This is a genomic window from Agromyces sp. CCNWLW203, assembly GCF_036576125.1.
Taxonomy (GTDB): domain Bacteria; phylum Actinomycetota; class Actinomycetes; order Actinomycetales; family Microbacteriaceae; genus Agromyces.
The window spans coordinates 210,579-226,228 of sequence record NZ_JAZHYX010000008.1; the positions used below are offsets into that span (position 1 = coordinate 210,579).

Genomic DNA, 15,650 nt, shown 5'->3' on the forward strand with positions numbered 1-15,650 from the left:
GTGTCTCGGACACGCTACTTCACCGTGTATCCGTTGACGGTCGCCTCGTTGTCGAGCTCTTCCTTCCACACCGGGAGGAGGGACTCGATCGTCTCGCCTTCGGCGATGCCGGGGATCACGACCGTGGCCCACGCGGACTCGGGGCTCCACTTGGTGACGCTCCATCCGTCCCAGATCTGCCCGGCCGCGTCGGCCATGACCTGCTCGAAGTCCTCGTTGACGAAGTAGCCGGTCTCGGCCAGCTTCGCGAGCCAGCCCTTCGCCGCCTCGGTGTTGGCGGGGTAGCCCGAGGAGGCCTCGACCTGGAATTCGGGAGCGCTCGTCGCGAACTCGAGGAACTGCTCGACGGCGTCGAGGTTCTTCGTGTGGCTCGACGCGTACCAGATGCCGCCGCCGACGTTCCCGGTCTCGATCTCGCCGCCCTCCCAGTGAAGGGGTGCCGAGACGCCGATCTCACCGGCGGGCACGCCGAGCGCACCCTGGAAGATCGCACCGGTGTACCAGACCGGGCCGGGCACTGCGACGAGCTTGTCGGCGTACTTCTCGGCGAACTCGGCGCCGAAGAAGCTGTCCTGCACGAGCGTGCCGTTCTCGAGCATGCCGTCGAGGATCTCGGTGATCGCGACCGTGTTGGGGTCTTCGACGTCGCTCGAGAACTCGGTGCCGTCGGCCTGGAAGACCGGCGACTCCGAGCCGCCGTAGTAGACGTAGGTCATGAACGAGTCGCCGAGGCTGCCGAGGATGTATCCGGGGTGCTCGGCGGCGAGCTTGTCTCCGAGCTCGCCGTACTCCTCCCACGTGGTGGGCACTTCGTAGCCGAACTCGTCGAGCAGTCGCTGGTTGTAGTAGGTCACGTTCTGCGCGAGGTCGTTGCGCAGGCCGTAGACCGTGCCGTCGATCGTCGAGTAGTCGAGCGAGCCCGCGGCGAAGCCGTCGAGGAACTCCTCGTCCATGAAGCCCTTGTTGAGCGGGGCGGCGAACGCCTGGAGGCCGTTCGTCTCCTGAGACGCCCAGATCGCGTCGTTCTGCTGCGTCGAGAAGACGACGTCGGGCCAGCCCTCGCCGGCCTGGTCCATGAGCGAGATCTTGGTCTGGAAGGTGCCCGATCCACCGGCGTTGCCGTCGTAGACCTCGTATTCGAGCGGCACGTCGGGGTATGCCTCGGTGAATGCCTTCACGGCGGGCTCGCGCGAGGAGTCGACCCAGACGGTGATGGGGCTGTCGGCCACCTGCTCTGCGGTGGCGAACCCGTAGTCGCTGTTCATCTCAGCCGAGGGGCCGCCGGTGCATCCGCTGAGGAGCAGGAGTCCGGTCGCCGCCGAAGCGGCCCCAGCCAGAAGTCGAGCGCCTCGACGGGCCGATGACGGTTGCTGTGACATTTCGCGTCCTTTTCTTGGTCGGCGTCGCTGACGACAATGCTGCCCGAAGGCAAGAGCTATTACATCATACGTGTGACGTAAGGGCAAACCATGCCCTCACGAACGGCAACGGTCCCGGCAGCGTGCGCTGCCGGGACCGTCGTCACCCGCGAAGTCTCAGCGCCGAGCGCCCGCCTCCGCCATGACCTGCTTGGCGGCGTCGGGCCACTCCTCGCGGGGCACGCCGTTCAGCTCGACCTCGTCGGTGAAGGTCGTGCGGTACTCGGGGAACCGCGCGTAGCGCTCGGGGCCGCCGGTCCACCAGTTGCTCGTGAACTGCAGGTCGAGCGTGTTGAAGGCCGCCGGGTCCTCGACGTCGGCGTTCACGTAGATGTACCGGCTCGAGTCGAGGATGACGTTCTCACGAACCTCGATGTAACGCGACCCCTGGTCGATCAGCATGCCGAAGGTCTCACGGCTGTCGTAGATGTAGTTGCGCTCGATCACGGTGCCCGGAGCCGAGGACAACGTGTAGATGCTGCCGCCGTCGTGCATCTCGTTCTTCGTGTCGTAGATCAGGTTGTACGCGACGTGGTTGTCGCGGAACGTGGTCGGCGTCTCGTACCGCGGCTGGATCTCGCCGTAGCGCCCCGCCTCGGTGTAGTAGCCGTTGCCGCCCGGGTCGTTGATGCCCCAGCCCCAGCCGATGTCGATGCCGTCGTAGGGCAGGTTCGTCAGCGTGTTGTGCGAGATCTCGGCACGGGTGACGTAGGTCGAGAGGATGCCGGCGCTGTCGCGGTAGCTCTGGCCGACCTTCGTGATGGTGTTGTCGACGATCGTGATGTCGCGCACGGTCATGCGCTCGTCGCTCGGGTGATGAGCGTCGGGCTGCACACCGCCGACGACGATGCCCGAGCCGCCGAGGTCAGTGAAGGTGTTGCCGAGCACCTCGATCTCCGATGCGCCGTAGCCGACGCCGGTCTCGTGCGCGTTCGGGTCCATGCCGATGCCGAGGCCGACCGAGCCGAGCTGGTCGAAGCGGTTGCCGTCGAAGGTCACGTCGTTCGCCGCCGAGACCTGCACGGCCGCGGGCACCTGCCACCACTCGTCACGGGTCTCCTCGAACTCGGGGCAGCCGTCCTGGCAGGTGGTCAGGTAGTCGGCCGGCGGGTCGTACTTGCCGACGGCGTGCGCACCCGACTGCTGGTCGGCGTAGCCCTGCTCGGAGCTCGGCCGCAGCCACGTGGTGTGGGCGAACTCGAGGTTCTCGAACGCGAGCCCGGTGACGGGAGCGTCATAGGTGCCGCCGATCTCGACGAGCGTCTCGAGTTCGGGCAGTCGCACGTCGACGCCGTCCATCGTGGCGCCCGGCTCCGCCTGGTAGTAGACCTTGCCGTTCGGCGAGTCGAGGTACCACTCGTCGGGGTTCTCGAAGAACTCGTACGCGTTCACGAGATAGAGCGCGCCGCGGTTGTAGGGCGACTTCAGCGTGTCGTAGCCGAAGTTGTTGTTCTCCCACGCGGGCTGGACCATGTTGAGGTCGTTGCCGACGATCGACTCGACCGGCGAGATGCGGTCGGTGAAGGAGCCCATGCTCACGATCTCGAGGTCGGACTGGTTGCCGAGCGCCGACAGGTCGCCGAAGCGGTCGTCGTTCAGGGTGAGGCCCTGCTCGGTCCACGTCAGGTGGCCGCGGGTCTTCTTGTCGACGGCGAGCAGCAGCTTCGTCTTCTCGGCGGGCTGGCCGTCGACGTAGAGCTGGCGCGATTCGGTGCCGGGCGCGACGTCGGCGACCCAGATGTTCTGCTCGGCGTCGTGGAGGCTCCAGCCGGTCACCTCGTGGCCACCCGAGAGCACGGCCTGCTCGCCCTCGGCGCTCGCCCACGTGACGGTGTGGCCGTTCTCGCCGGCGTCCTTCGGGCCGAAGCGCAGCGGCTCGTCGAGCTCGTAGGTGCCGCCGTCGAGCACGACGCGCACGTCCTGCTTCTTGCCCTTGTTCTGGACGACCTTCTGGGCCGCGTGGATGGACGTGACGACGATGTCGCCGGCCGGGGCCGAGTCCTTGCCGTTCGGCGCGACCACGACGGTGAGCTCGCCCTTCGGCGCGGCTGCCGCCGGCGCGGCTGTTGCGACGACGCCCGTCGCGACGATCGCGACGACGCCGGCGATGCCGGCGGCGCGACGCGGGATGGATATCTTCATTGATGACTCCCATAGGTATGTTGAATGACCTAATACGTATCCAACGTATGGGAGAAGTTCGGGCGGGGTCAAGGGCAGGTCGAGCGAGCGCGCGGCGCGCCGAACTCCGTGCAGCGGGCGCCGAACTCCGTGCGACGGGCACCGACGACGACGTGCTGCCGCGGCATCCGCTCGGCCCTTGCTATGCGAGCCGTTGCTCCGCCGAAGCCGCCTCGGGCCCCTCTGCCGCGACCGGCGCGCGCCGACGACGCGTCACGAGATACGAGCCGGCGAGCACGAGGGCGAAGCCGACGATCGTCCATATGGTGACCCGCTCGCCGAGCACGAGCACCCCGGCGAGGATCGCGACGGCGGGGTTCACGTAGGTGATCGCGGTCGCCTTCACCGGGCCGATCTCGGCGACCAGCCCCACCATCAGCAGGAACGCGAGCGCGCTGCAGATCACCGCGAGTACGACGATCGACACGATGACCGCCTGCGACGGCCATACCGCGGGCCAGCCGCCCGTGGCGAGCACGAACGGCACGTACACGACGGCCGTCGCCGCGAGCGAGACGGCGACGACACCGACGCCCGGCAGGTCCGACATCCAGCGCGAGAGAATCGCCGGGCCGAGCGCGTAGCCCACGACGACGACCGCCATCTGCGCGACCGCGATCAGGTCGGAGCCGGCGATGTCGAGGCCGACGAGCGCCGCGACGCCGAGCATGCCGAGCGCGAGGCCGAGCCAGTTCAGGCGCGAGAGCCGCTCGGGGCGGCCCATCGCGAACGCGATCGCGACGCCCGCGAGCGGCACGGTGGCGAGCAGGAGTCCGGCGGTCGAACTCGGCAGGTGCTGCTCCGCCGAACTCAGGAAGTACCACGGCAGGATGATCTCGACGATCGTGTAGGCGAGCATCGGCTTCCAGCGGCGCACGACCACCGCCACCTCGCGGCGGAAGAACGCCAGCGGCAGCAGCAGGACCGCAGCCAGCGCCGATCGCCCGAGCACGACCATCGCGGGGTCCAGCTCGCTCACCGCCACCTTGATGAACAGGTACGGGATGCCCCATGCGATGCCGAGTGCGGCGAACAGGATCAGCCCTCGACGAGTCACCCGATCATTCTGATCGCCGCAGCCGGAGGCCACGACGGGTCCGCTGCCGAATCGCCGCGACTTTCCGCCAACGACCGAAGGATCGTCGGGCACACCTCCCCGGAGGCGGGCCCGTCGTGTGCGCACGGGGCGGCACTTCGGCACTTCGGCACTTCGGTACTTCGGCACCGGCCGCGCGACGGATCTACCCGACCGGCGACAGCGCGTCGAGCGCCGCGAGCACGCGCGGCACCGATCCCCCGAGGTTCCACTCGGCGCCGAGCTTCTCGAGCGCTTCGCGGCGCTCGCCGGTGACAGGTCGCAGCCTCGAGTCGATCTCGCCGAGCTCGAGATCGCGCACGACCGAGACGACGGTCGACGCGACGTCGAGGTAGTCGGCGGCCGCCGCGAACTTCGCGCGCACGCTCGCCGACATCGGCACCGAGGCATCCGCTGCCGCCGCCCTGATGCCCTCGAGGTCGACGAACTCGCGCAGGAGCGACGCCGCGGTCTTCTCGCCGACGCCCGCAACGCCCGGCAGACCGTCGGAGGTGTCGCCGCGCATCACCGAGAAGTCGACGTACTGCTGCGGCAGCACGGCGTACTTGCCGACGACCGAGGCGTCGGTCAGCACCTCGAGCCTGCTCATGCCCCGCGCCGTGTAGATCACGCGAACGGATGCCTCGTCGTCGACGAGCTGGAAGAGGTCGCGGTCGCCCGTGACGACGTCGACGGGCTGCTCGGCACCGGTGGCGAGTGCGCCGATGACGTCGTCGGCCTCATGCTCGGGTGCTCCGACGACGGCGATGCCGAGGAGGCCGAGCACCTCGCGGATGCGCGGGATCTGCGCGACGAGTCCGGGCGGAGTCTCCTCGACGTCGACGCCGCCGGGCACGGCCCGCTCGACACGGTGCGCCTTGTAGCTCGGGATGAGCTCGACCCGCCAGCCCGGTCGCCAGTCGTCGTCCCAGCAGGCGACGAGGTGCGTCGCCTCGAAGTCGGGGACGAGGCGCGCGATCATGTCGAGCAGGCCCCGCACGGCGTTCACGGGCGTGCCGTCGGGCGCCGTGATTGAGTCGGGCACGCCGTAGAACGCGCGGAAGTAGAGCGAAGCGGTGTCGAGGAGCATCAGTCGGTCGGCCACAGGCCGATCATGGCACGGCGCCGCCCCGGGCACCTACCGCCTACCCCGGAAAGGTGTCGACCCAGTCGCCCGCGGCATCGAGCACGTCGACGTCGGCGCGGTCGCCGAGCAGCTCCCAGCGCTGCAGCGACACCGGCACGTTGCCGTTCAGCCAGAGGGAATCGTTGAACTCGCGGAGCGAGAAATCGTCGCCGCGTGCGACCACGGCATCGGCGAGCAGTCGCTTCACCTCGAGCTTGCCGACGAGGTACGACATCGCGAGGCCCGGCGTCGCCACGTAGTAGGAGGTCTCTTCGGTGGCCGTCGCGGCATCCATCGGCACGAGACGCACGAACGCGTCGATCGCCTCGTCGAGGCTGAAGGCGCCCGTCGCGAGATTCACGTCGACGACGACCCGCAGCGCGCGCAAGCGCATGAAGTTGTGCACCGTCGTCTGCGAGTGGGGCGCGTCGTCGAAGAGGCCGGCGTCGAGCATGAGCTCTTCGTTGTAGTGGGCGATGCCCTCGTTGGCGACCGAATCGACATAGTGCCGGCGCATCGCTCGCGGGTGCCCCCACGAGAGTGCGAGCTGCTGGCTGTGCGCCCCCTCGTGGATGATGCCGAGCCGCGGATCCCGGGCGTTCGCCGCGTCGAAGTACGGCAGGTCGGCCGCGGGAGCGGGCACGTACGAGACCGCATCGCGGTCGCGCGACCGTTCGTTCGTGAGGTCGTCGGTCACACCGAGGAAGGCGATGGGCTCGAGGTAGGCCGGATACGCCGCGAACCGGTAGCGGCGAAGCGACGCGGGCTGGCTCAGCAGCCCCTCGCGCTCGTACATGCCCCGAACCTCGACCTCCGCCTCGGCCTCGGCGGCGATCTCCGCGGACAGGTCGCGCGCGAGCGGCGCCTCGGGAGTCTCGCGGTGCCGACCCCGCGAGATCGTCTCGGCCGTGATCGCACGACGGTACTCCTGCAGGGCGCCGCGCACGAGCTCTTCGGGCTCGGCCGCAACGAGCGCGACGTGCCGCAGGTACCAGACGAAGGCGTCGCGGCCCACGACGACCTCGGGGCCGAGACGGTCGGCGGATGCCTCGAGCCACTGCGCGTACCGGTCGAGCGCCGCACTCGCGGCGGGCTGCGCCTCGGCGAGCGCCCTCGCCGTCGCACGGTCGACCTCGGGAGTGAGGGCGGAGACGGACTCGGCCAGCCTGGGCCCGATGCCGTCGAGTTCGGCCACGGCGACCCTCGCGAGCGCGGCGACCCCGGCGCGCTCGAGGTTCGCGATCGCCTGGTCGACGGCGCCCGGCACCGCCTCGAGCACGGCGACGAGACCGACCTGCCGCACCGCTCCAAACGGTGCGGGCTCGAGCAGCAGGTCGAACCACGGGCCGAGGATCTGGCTCGTGAGGAAGACGGCGTCGCGCTCCCAGTTGCGGAGCACGTCGAGCTCCCAGCGCACCCGCGCGAGCGCCGACCCGAGGAGACGGTGATCGACCTGGTCGGGGATCGGCAGCCTCGCGGCATCCGTCGCCCGCCATCGTTCGACGAAGTCGGCGAGCTCGCGCCGCTGCTCGTCGACGGACGCCGGGTCGAAGCGCGGCAGCCAGCGGACGGGCCGTTCGAGCCGCGGGATGTCGTCGGAGGTGCGGAACGAGTTGGCGGCGCGCCACTCCCAGAACTCCGCACCAAGCCGAGCGAGGTCTGCGTCGAAGTCAGCCATGGGTGCCACGTTAGCCCGGCGCGGCGCGGGGGCGGTGCGGCCACGCGCGCGCCTCGCTAGCGTGGGCGTATGAGCGGTGCGCCGAACGAGCCGACCGAGCACTCCGATCCGGGCGATCCCCCGGCACGGGCCACTGGCAGTGTGGGGAGAACGGATGCCGCGGGCTCGGCTCCGCACCGTTCGCTGCCGCCCGTGCAGCGCTGGGTGTTCTGGCCGGCCGCGGTCGTCGTCGCCCTCTTCGTCGCGTTCGCGCTCATCGCCCCGAAGGTGGCCGAGGCCATGTTCGGCGCGATCCAGTCGAGCATCGTCAACACCTTCAACTGGTACTACGTGCTCATCGCCGCCTTCTTCGTGGCGTTCTGCCTCTTCGTCGGCTTCAGCCGGTTCGGCGACATCAAGCTCGGCCGCGACGACGACGAGCCCGAGTTCTCGCTGCTCTCGTGGTTCTCCCTGCTCTTCGCCGCCGGCATGGGCATCGGGCTCGTCTTCTACGGAGTGAGCGAGCCGCTCAGCCATTTCGTCTCGCCGCGGCCCGGCGTGGCCGGCCCGCCCGAGGCCCTCGCGCAGCAGGCGCTCAGCCAGACGTACCTGCACTGGGGCGTGCAGGCGTGGTCGATCTACGTCGTCGTCGGGCTCGGCCTCGCCTACGCGATTCATCGTCGGCGCCGGCCGATCTCCATCAGGTGGACCCTCGAGCCGCTGCTCGGCAAGCGCGTCGAGGGCGGCTGGGGCCACACGATCGACGTCATCGCGCTCGTCGGCACCCTTTTCGGCGTCGCGACCTCGCTCGGCCTCGGCGTGCTGCAGATCAGCGCCGGCCTCGACTACCTGGGCGTCCTCGAGCCGAGCGCGCTCAGCGAGGTGATCATCATCCTCGTCATCTCCGTCTTCGTGCTGTGGTCGGTGCTGTCGGGCGTCACGAAGGGCATGAAGTGGCTCTCGACCGCGAACCTCGTGCTCGCCGCCGTGCTCGTCGTCTACGTGCTCGCGACCGGCCCGACCGAGTTCCTGCTGCGCGAGTTCGTGCAGTCGATCGGCAACTACATCCAGAACTTCATCGGCCTCTCGTTCAACGTGAGCGCCTTCCAGGGCACCGAGGGCGAGGAGTGGCAGGCCTCGTGGACCTCGTTCTACTGGGGCTGGTGGATCTCGTGGGCGCCGTTCGTCGGCATCTTCATCGCCCGCGTCTCGAAGGGGCGGACCGTCCGCCAGTTCGTCGCGGGCGTCATCCTCGTGCCGACGCTCATCGGCATCCTCTGGTTCGCCGTGCTCGGCGGTTCGGCACTCGCGATCGAGCTCGCCGACCCCGGGGCGCTGACCCAGCCCGACGGCAGCGTCAACGTCGAGGCCGCGCTCTTCGAGCTGCTCACCTACATTCCCGGCACCCCGGTGCTGACCGTCGGCGTCATCCTGCTCATCACGATCTTCTTCGTCACCTCCGCCGACTCGGGTGCGCTCGTGATGGGCATGATCGCCACCGGCGGTCAGCTGAACCCGAAGCGCTGGATCCGCATCTTCTTCACGCTGATCACCGCACTGCTCGCGATCGCGCTGCTGCTGACGGGCGGCCTCACGGCGCTGCAGACCGCGGCCATCATCATCGCGCTGCCGTTCAGCATCGTCATGCTGCTCATCTGCTGGTCGACGATCATCGCCTTCACGAGGGAGCGCCGCGCCTACGCGAAGGCCGAGCGCGCCCAGTTCATCGACCACATCGGCGAGCACTACGGGCTCGAGGTCGAGGAGCCGCTCGAGCGCGGCCTCATCGCCGGGCAGCCGAACTGGGTGCGCGGGCTGCGCCGGCGATTGCGGCTCGGCACGGATGTCGCGGGCCCGCGCCGCGCCTCCCCCGCGACCCTCGCGGAGGAGAACGCACTGCCCGACTCGGTGCCGACCGCCGACGTCGACGAGATCGTCGACCACGACCCGCTGGCCGATCACGACGACCCCGACATCCCCGAGCACGGGGAGGACGAGCCCCGCGGCATCCCGCAGTAGCGTGAGTCGCATGGGCATCACCGGCACGTTCCGCGCGACGAAGCGCGTGCCGATCCTGCAGGTCGCGAAGGCGTCGGCCGCGACGATCGCGGCCTGGCTCATCGCCGGCTGGCTGATCCCGGGGCCTCTGCCCGTCTTCGCCGCGATCGCCGCCCTGCTCGTCGTGCAGCCGAGCGTGAACCAGTCGTTCGGCAAGGCGATCGAACGGTCGATCGGCGTGATCCTCGGGGTGCTCGTCGCCACCGCCGCGTCGCTCGTCTTCGGGGCCGACGGCTGGATCATCCTCGTCACGATCGTGATCGCCATGCTCGTCGCGTGGGCGCTGAAGATGACACCCGGTACCTCGAACCAGGTCGCGATCAGCGCGATGCTCGTGCTGGCCCTCGGCTCCTCGTCGCCCCAGTACGCCGTCGACCGCATCCTCGAGACGCTCATCGGCGCGGCGATCGGCATCGTCGTGAACGCACTCATCGTGCCGCCGGTCGTCGTCTCGCCGGCGCGGCGCGACCTGTCACTCCTGGGCGGCGAACTCGCAGGCTCCCTCGACCGGCTCGCGAGCGCGCTCGAGAGCCCGCAGACGCCCGCCGACCTGCAGCGCCTCATGGTCGAGGCCCGGCTCATGCGTCCGATGCGTGATGCAGCGGATGCCTCGATCGCCACGGGTGAGGAATCGCTGACGCTGAACCCCCGACGCTCCGCGCACCGCAGCGAGCTCATCGAGATGCGCACGCTGCTCGACCGGCTGAGCCCGATCGTCACCCAGGTGATCGGCATGACCCGGGCGTTCTTCGACCACTACGACGCGGCACTCGCCGACGAGCCGACCGTGCAGGCGATCGCGGAGCAGTTGCGCCGGGCGGCCCACGACGTGCGGCTCGCCGTGCACCTCGCCGACGTCGACCCCGAGCCACTCACCTCGGCGATCCCGGCGCTCACGTCACCACTCGTGATCACCCCACCGAAGTCGGGTCACTGGATCCTGATCGGCTCGCTCATGGAGGATCTGCGGCGCATCCGCGACGAGCTCGTGGAGGAGTAACCGTCAGTCCGGCCCTCGTCAGCTCAGGCGGTCGCGCACCGCCGCGCCCCACTGGAACCCGCACTCGCGGCAGTCGAAGATCGGCTCCTCGTCGTGCGCGAGCGCGCCCGCGGCGTCGCCGGCCTCGACCTCGAAGTCGAGCGGACCGTAGACGATGGCGCGCACCGCGAGCGAGTCGCAGCGAGGACACGGCTCATCGATCACCAGGTGGGGTGCTGAGTGCTGCATCTGCTTCGTCATGGCAGTCACGGTACGCCGGGCCTCCGACATCCGCGGCAGCGTGGGCGCGCGTCGCGACGGCCGGCCACTCGCCGACCGCACGCGCGCCTGCCGACGACCGCGCGTTCCCGCCCTCCCGCGCCGGAACCGGCGGAATCCCTAGACTGGGCGCGTGCTGACCGCCGTGCTCGTCTTCGCGATCCTGCCCGCGTTCCTCATCCTGGGGCTCGGGCTGGTCGCGCGCGCGGTCGCCGCTCAGCGCCTGAAGCCGCGCGTCGTGCAGTACGCGCCCGAGCGGGATTCGACGGTGCTCCGCGACGCGTTGCTCGTCGATGCCGACCGACGCGCGGCATCCGCTGCCCTCATCGACCTCGCCGTGAAGCGCAAGATCCGCCTCATCGCCGGCGAGGGCAAGCGCGAGCCGATCGGGGTCGAACTCGTGTCGGGAGCGGTGCTCACCGCCGAGGAGGCGGCGCTGCTCGAGGCGCTCTTCGGCCCCGAGCACACGAGCACGCGCGTGCGCCGCTTCTCGGCCGACCGGCGCGCCCTCGCGGGGCGCCTGAAGAGCCTGCTGCTGAACACCGAGCACGCCCTCGCCCGCGACGGGTTCGTGGCCGAGCGCCGCGTGACCTGGCCCGGCGTCACCCTGACCGTCTTCGCCTACCTCGGCATGCTCGTCGAGGCGCTGTTCCTCGTCTTCACGATCGTGAGCGGCGAGTGGGGCGCGCTCATCGCGACGGTCGTCGCGATCGCGGCGACGATCGCGACGATCTTCGTGACGCCGTCGTCGTGGCGCAGGTTCCTGCCGCCCGCCGACTCCCGTCGCGAGCACCTCGCCGGCCTGAAGCAGTACCTCGAGCTCGCCGAGGCCGACCGGCTGCGCGCGCTGCAGTCGCCGAGCGGAGCCGAGCTGCGAACGGGCCCCGAGCTGCGAACGACGGATGCCGCGGCGCAGGCGCCGGCCGGAACGCCCCCGCCAGCCGCGGCGCCCGAGCAGGCCGACCCGGTCACTCGCTTCCACCTGCACGAGCGGCTGCTGCCCTACGCCGTGATCTTCGGCCTCGAACGCGAGTGGATCGCGAAGCTCAAGCTCGAGCACACCGAGCTCGGCCGGATGAACCTCGACACCCTCGGCGACCTCGTCGACGTCACGGCCGAGATCGCCATCGCCATCGAGGCGGCCGGTAGCGTCGTCGAGCTGACCTCGGCCGTCGGCGACCTCGCCGACGGCGCGGGCAACGTCATCGGCGGCGTCTTCGAACTGTTCAACCTGTAGCGCCATGACGACCGACGAGCAGTCCATCACCATCGACGTCGACGGGGCGCCCGTCTCGGCCGTGTACGCCCGCCCGCCGGCCGCGACGGCCACGATCGTCGTCGCCCATGGCGCGGGCACCGGCATGGAGCATCCGTTCATGTCGGGCTTCACGCGAGCGCTGAACGACGACGGATTCGCGACGCTGCGCTTCAATTTCCCGTATCGCGAGGCCGGTCGCAAGTTTCCCGACCGCCCGCCGGTCGCAATCGCGACCTGGCGCGCCGTGATGGATGCCGCGGCCGCACGTGCCGCCGACGCCGGCCGCCCCGACGAGCCGATCTGGGCGTCGGGCAAGTCATTCGGCGGGCGCATGGCCTCCATGGCCGTCGCCGAGGGCATGCCGGCGGCGGGCCTCGTGTTCCTCGGCTACCCGCTGCACGCGCCGGGCAAGCCCGAGAAGCCGCGTGACGAGCACCTGCCGGGCATCACGGTGCCGATGCTCTTCCTGCAGGGTCGGAACGATCCGTTCGCCAAGCCCAACGAGCAGCTCGACGAGGTCGCCGCCAGAATCGGGCCGAACGCCGTGCTGGACTGGATCGCCGATGCGAACCACACCTTCGAGGTGAAGAGGGCCAAGCGCCCCGCCGCCGAGATCGGGGCGGGGCTCGCCGCACCCGTCGCGGCTTTCGTGCGCGGGCGCGCTCGGGCGGAGTAGCGAGGTCGTCGTCAGGTCGTGGTCGTCGTCAGGTCGTGGTCGTCGTCGTCGGAGATCGTGACCGGCGCGGGTCAGAAGGCGGCCGACGCCGACCAGACGATGATGAACAGGCCCATGGCGACGAAGCCCAGCCCCACGATCAGGAAGACCTTGGAGCTCGGGCCGCGAGCTCCCGCGCGCGCCACGGTCGACTGACGCTCCGCCGTGATCGTCTCGGAGAGCCAGCGGCGCTTGGCGATGAGCGCGGAGCCCGCGCCGAGCGCGAGCACGGCCCATGCGAGGGCGAAGGCCAGACCGAGTTCCACCCCGCCAGCCTATCCGCGGCGAACGAGGCGGAGGAACGGAGCGGGCCGGAGCATACCGGAGGGTGCCCGACGGGGCTGAACGCCGGATCCGAACTGATGCGACTTGCAACGAATGCTTTGATCTGAGGGTGCGCGTTCTGCTAGGAAAGGGGGGTCCTCACACCCCCCTAACGAACGGACGCCCGAATGAACTCCCTCGATCTGCAGACCCAACCCGAAGCCCAGAGCGACTACGCCGCCGTCGGCGGCGCCCCGGCCGTCACCGCCGTCGTCAACCGGTTCTACGAGCTCGTGCTCGCCGACGACCGACTGCTGAAGCACTTCGAGGGCATCGAGATGGTCCGCCTCAAGCGGCACCAGGTCGCGCTCGTCTCCCAGGTCATGGGCGGCCCGGTCGCCTACGAGGGCCGCGACCTGCGTGCGGCTCACGCGAACATGGGCATCACGGCGGAGGAGTTCGGCGCCGTCGCCGAACACCTGATCGCCGCGCTGACCGAGGCCGGTGTTCCGGCCGAGATCGTCGACCGTACCGTGACCGCCGTCGCCGCGACCCAACCCGACATCGTCGAGGTCAGCGCGACGCAAGACTGACGGCGTGGACACCGCTGCGCTGAAGCACACCTGGTCGCTGGCCGAGACGCTCGGCGACGAGGTGCCGCTCTTCTTCTACTCGCACCTCTTCTACACCCACCCCGAACTGCGGGCGATGTTCCCGGTCTCGATGGCCACCCAGCGCGACCGACTCGTCGGCGCGCTCGGGCGCATCGTGTCCAACGTCGACCAGCTCGACGAGGTGAGCGCGTTCATCGGGCAACTCGGTCGTGACCACCGCAGGTTCGAGGTCATCGCCGAGCACTACGACGCGGTCGGCCTCTCCCTGCTCACCACCCTGCAGCACTTCCTCGGCGACCTCTGGACCCCGGAGCTCGCCGAGGACTGGGCCGGTGCGTACGGCATCATCGCGACCGCGATGGTGCAGGCCGCCGAGGAGTCGGAGCTCAGCAGTCCGGCCTCCTGGGAGGGTCACGTCACCGCGGTCGAGCGCCGCAGCATGGACATCGCGATCGTGCACGTGCGCCCCGAACCCGGCCTCCCGTTCGAGCCCGGGCAGTCGTTCGCCGTCGAGACGCCGTACACCCCGCGGTTGTGGCGCTACCTCAGCGCCGCCAATGCGCCGCGGGCGGACGGCACGATCGAGTTCCACGTGCAGCTCGTGGCCGGCGGACAGGTCTCGGGCGCCGTCGTGCGGCGCCTCAAGGCCGGTGACGTGCTGCGCCTCGGCTCGGCCGTCGGGCAGGAGCTCACGCTCTCCGAGGACGACCGCGGTCGAGACCTCGTCATGGTCGCCGGCGGAACCGGGCTCGCCCCGCTGCGTGCACATCTGGAGCGCATCGACCTGCAGTGGCAGGCGACCGGCGACGCCCCGCGCGTGCACCTGTTCCACGGTGCTCGGGTTCCGTGGAATCTGTACGAGAACCGCCTGATGCAGAGCCTGACCGGTCGGCCGTGGTTCAGCTACACGCCCGTCGTGTCCGACGACCCGAGCTACCCCGGCCGCAAGGGCTTCGTGAGCGACGCGGTCATCGAGGCCGACGTCTCCCCCGGCGCCCTCGCGATGATCTGCGGGTCGCCGTCCATGGTGCGCCACACCGCCTCCCGACTGCGGGAGCTCGGCGTGCCGTCCCCCGACATCCGTTTCGAACTGTTCGCCACGCTCGACGAAGACGGACTGCGCGACCCGCAGCCGTCGTCGCGCGTGGAGGAACCGATGGGAAGTGCCCGATGACCACTTGGGGCGACCAAGACGAACTCCCGATCCAGGGGCCGCCCGTGCCCGAAGGCGGCCTCGTCGCCGCCGTCTCGCGTCTGCCCGAGTCAGGTGCGGTGAAGTTCGCCTCACGCCCGCTCGGCGGATACGACCGCTCCGAGGTGGACGCGTACCTGGCAGATCTCGCACGCACGGTCGACGAGGTGCGGACGGCGCTCGCCGAAGACCGCCGCGAGCATGCCGAGGTCCGCCGTGAACTCGACGGACTTCGTGCCGAGAACACGAAGCTCCGCACCTCCGACTCCGCCGAGCTCGAGCGCGAGGTGACGCTCGGCGCCGTCGGACTGCTCTCGCAGGCCCAGGTGATCGCCGACAAGGCGGTCGCCGACGCCGAGGAGTACGCCCGCGACCTCGTGCTCACCGCCCGCACGCAGTACCGCGAGGCACAGGAGCGAACGGCCGCAGCCGCAGCCGCCGCGCCGGCGGCGGTCGAACCGCCGACGACGACCGCGAGCATCCCGCTGCCGTCGATGCCCGAGATCGAGTACGTGCGCACCTACGCGCAGGTCGCCCAGATCCAGTTGCGCTCGGTGCTCGACGCCCTCACCGAGCAGGTCGATCGGCTCGGCACGCTGCCTCAGCCCGATGCGGCCGACGTGGCAGAGGCCGCCGAGGTGGCCGAGTCTGCGACGCCTGGAGCGCCCGACGACGAGTTCCCCGACGAGGAACCGGACTGGCTCCCCGCGGTTCCGCCGCAGCCGACGATCCAGCGGCAGACGTACGTCAGCCCGTGATCCTGCTCGACGAGCTGACAGCCTGACGGGCCTCACTTCGCTCGCAGCACGAGCGATGCGAGGCCCGCGGGTCGTC

The 15,650-nt window shown here is 70.1% G+C and carries 14 protein-coding genes; 7 read left to right on the forward strand and 7 right to left on the reverse strand.

What is annotated here, in order from left to right:
• Positions 1-14: 14 nt before the first annotated feature.
• The 5 genes from VPH61_RS17595 to VPH61_RS17615 all read right to left on the reverse strand — a co-directional run bounded on the left by VPH61_RS17595 (position 15) and on the right by VPH61_RS17615 (position 7,478).
• On the reverse strand, positions 15-1,379 hold the full coding sequence (locus VPH61_RS17595) for an ABC transporter substrate-binding protein (RefSeq protein ID WP_332064809.1): 1,365 nt from the start codon (positions 1,377-1,379) through the stop codon (positions 15-17).
• A 156-nt stretch (positions 1,380-1,535) separates the two neighbouring features.
• Positions 1,536-3,560: a right-handed parallel beta-helix repeat-containing protein gene (locus tag VPH61_RS17600; protein ID WP_332064810.1), complete on the reverse strand. Its 2,025-nt coding sequence runs from the start codon at positions 3,558-3,560 to the stop codon at positions 1,536-1,538.
• Positions 3,561-3,741: 181 nt separating this feature from the next.
• Positions 3,742-4,656 carry a DMT family transporter gene (locus VPH61_RS17605; protein ID WP_332064811.1) on the reverse strand — a complete coding sequence of 305 codons (915 nt, stop codon included), beginning with the start codon at positions 4,654-4,656 and terminating at the stop codon, positions 3,742-3,744.
• 184 nt (positions 4,657-4,840) lie between these two features.
• Positions 4,841-5,779, reverse strand: a complete 939-nt coding sequence (locus VPH61_RS17610; protein ID WP_332064812.1) for a 5'-3' exonuclease — start codon at positions 5,777-5,779, stop codon at positions 4,841-4,843.
• A 40-nt stretch (positions 5,780-5,819) separates the two neighbouring features.
• Complete coding sequence (locus tag VPH61_RS17615; protein ID WP_332064813.1) at positions 5,820-7,478, reverse strand: DUF885 family protein; 1,659 nt, start codon at positions 7,476-7,478, stop codon at positions 5,820-5,822.
• A gap of 69 nt (positions 7,479-7,547) precedes the next feature.
• Between VPH61_RS17615 and VPH61_RS17620 the strand changes: the two genes are divergently transcribed.
• Positions 7,548-9,476, forward strand: a complete 1,929-nt coding sequence (locus VPH61_RS17620; protein WP_332064814.1) for a BCCT family transporter — start codon at positions 7,548-7,550, stop codon at positions 9,474-9,476.
• A gap of 10 nt (positions 9,477-9,486) precedes the next feature.
• The gene (locus VPH61_RS17625; RefSeq protein ID WP_332064815.1) at positions 9,487-10,515 is read left to right on the forward strand and encodes an FUSC family protein; all 1,029 of its coding nucleotides are present in this window, start codon (positions 9,487-9,489) and stop codon (positions 10,513-10,515) included.
• An 18-nt stretch (positions 10,516-10,533) separates the two neighbouring features.
• Here VPH61_RS17625 and VPH61_RS17630 read toward each other — a convergent pair whose 3' ends face one another.
• Positions 10,534-10,755, reverse strand: a complete 222-nt coding sequence (locus VPH61_RS17630; protein ID WP_056011644.1) for a hypothetical protein — start codon at positions 10,753-10,755, stop codon at positions 10,534-10,536.
• Between the two features lie 151 nt (positions 10,756-10,906).
• Here VPH61_RS17630 and VPH61_RS17635 point away from each other — a divergent pair, with 151 nt between their 5' ends.
• Complete coding sequence (locus tag VPH61_RS17635; protein ID WP_332064816.1) at positions 10,907-12,010, forward strand: DUF2207 family protein; 1,104 nt, start codon at positions 10,907-10,909, stop codon at positions 12,008-12,010.
• 4 nt (positions 12,011-12,014) lie between these two features.
• Positions 12,015-12,707 (forward strand): alpha/beta hydrolase family protein, encoded by a 693-nt coding sequence (locus VPH61_RS17640; RefSeq protein WP_332064817.1) that lies wholly within the window; start codon positions 12,015-12,017, stop codon positions 12,705-12,707.
• A 71-nt stretch (positions 12,708-12,778) separates the two neighbouring features.
• Here the strand turns inward: VPH61_RS17640 and VPH61_RS17645 are convergent, their stop codons facing one another.
• The gene (locus VPH61_RS17645; protein ID WP_332064818.1) at positions 12,779-13,012 is read right to left on the reverse strand and encodes a hypothetical protein; all 234 of its coding nucleotides are present in this window, start codon (positions 13,010-13,012) and stop codon (positions 12,779-12,781) included.
• A gap of 186 nt (positions 13,013-13,198) precedes the next feature.
• Between VPH61_RS17645 and VPH61_RS17650 the strand changes: the two genes are divergently transcribed.
• Genes VPH61_RS17650 through VPH61_RS17660 form a run of 3 tightly spaced genes read left to right on the forward strand, consistent with a single transcriptional unit; the run spans position 13,199 to position 15,574 of the window.
• Positions 13,199-13,603 (forward strand): group I truncated hemoglobin, encoded by a 405-nt coding sequence (locus VPH61_RS17650; protein WP_332064819.1) that lies wholly within the window; start codon positions 13,199-13,201, stop codon positions 13,601-13,603.
• Between the two features lie 4 nt (positions 13,604-13,607).
• Positions 13,608-14,798 carry a globin domain-containing protein gene (locus tag VPH61_RS17655; protein WP_332064820.1) on the forward strand — a complete coding sequence of 397 codons (1,191 nt, stop codon included), beginning with the start codon at positions 13,608-13,610 and terminating at the stop codon, positions 14,796-14,798.
• Complete coding sequence (locus VPH61_RS17660) at positions 14,795-15,574, forward strand: DivIVA domain-containing protein (RefSeq protein ID WP_332064821.1); 780 nt, start codon at positions 14,795-14,797, stop codon at positions 15,572-15,574. Before VPH61_RS17655 ends, VPH61_RS17660 begins: the two co-directional genes overlap by 4 nt.
• Positions 15,575-15,650 lie beyond the last annotated feature (76 nt).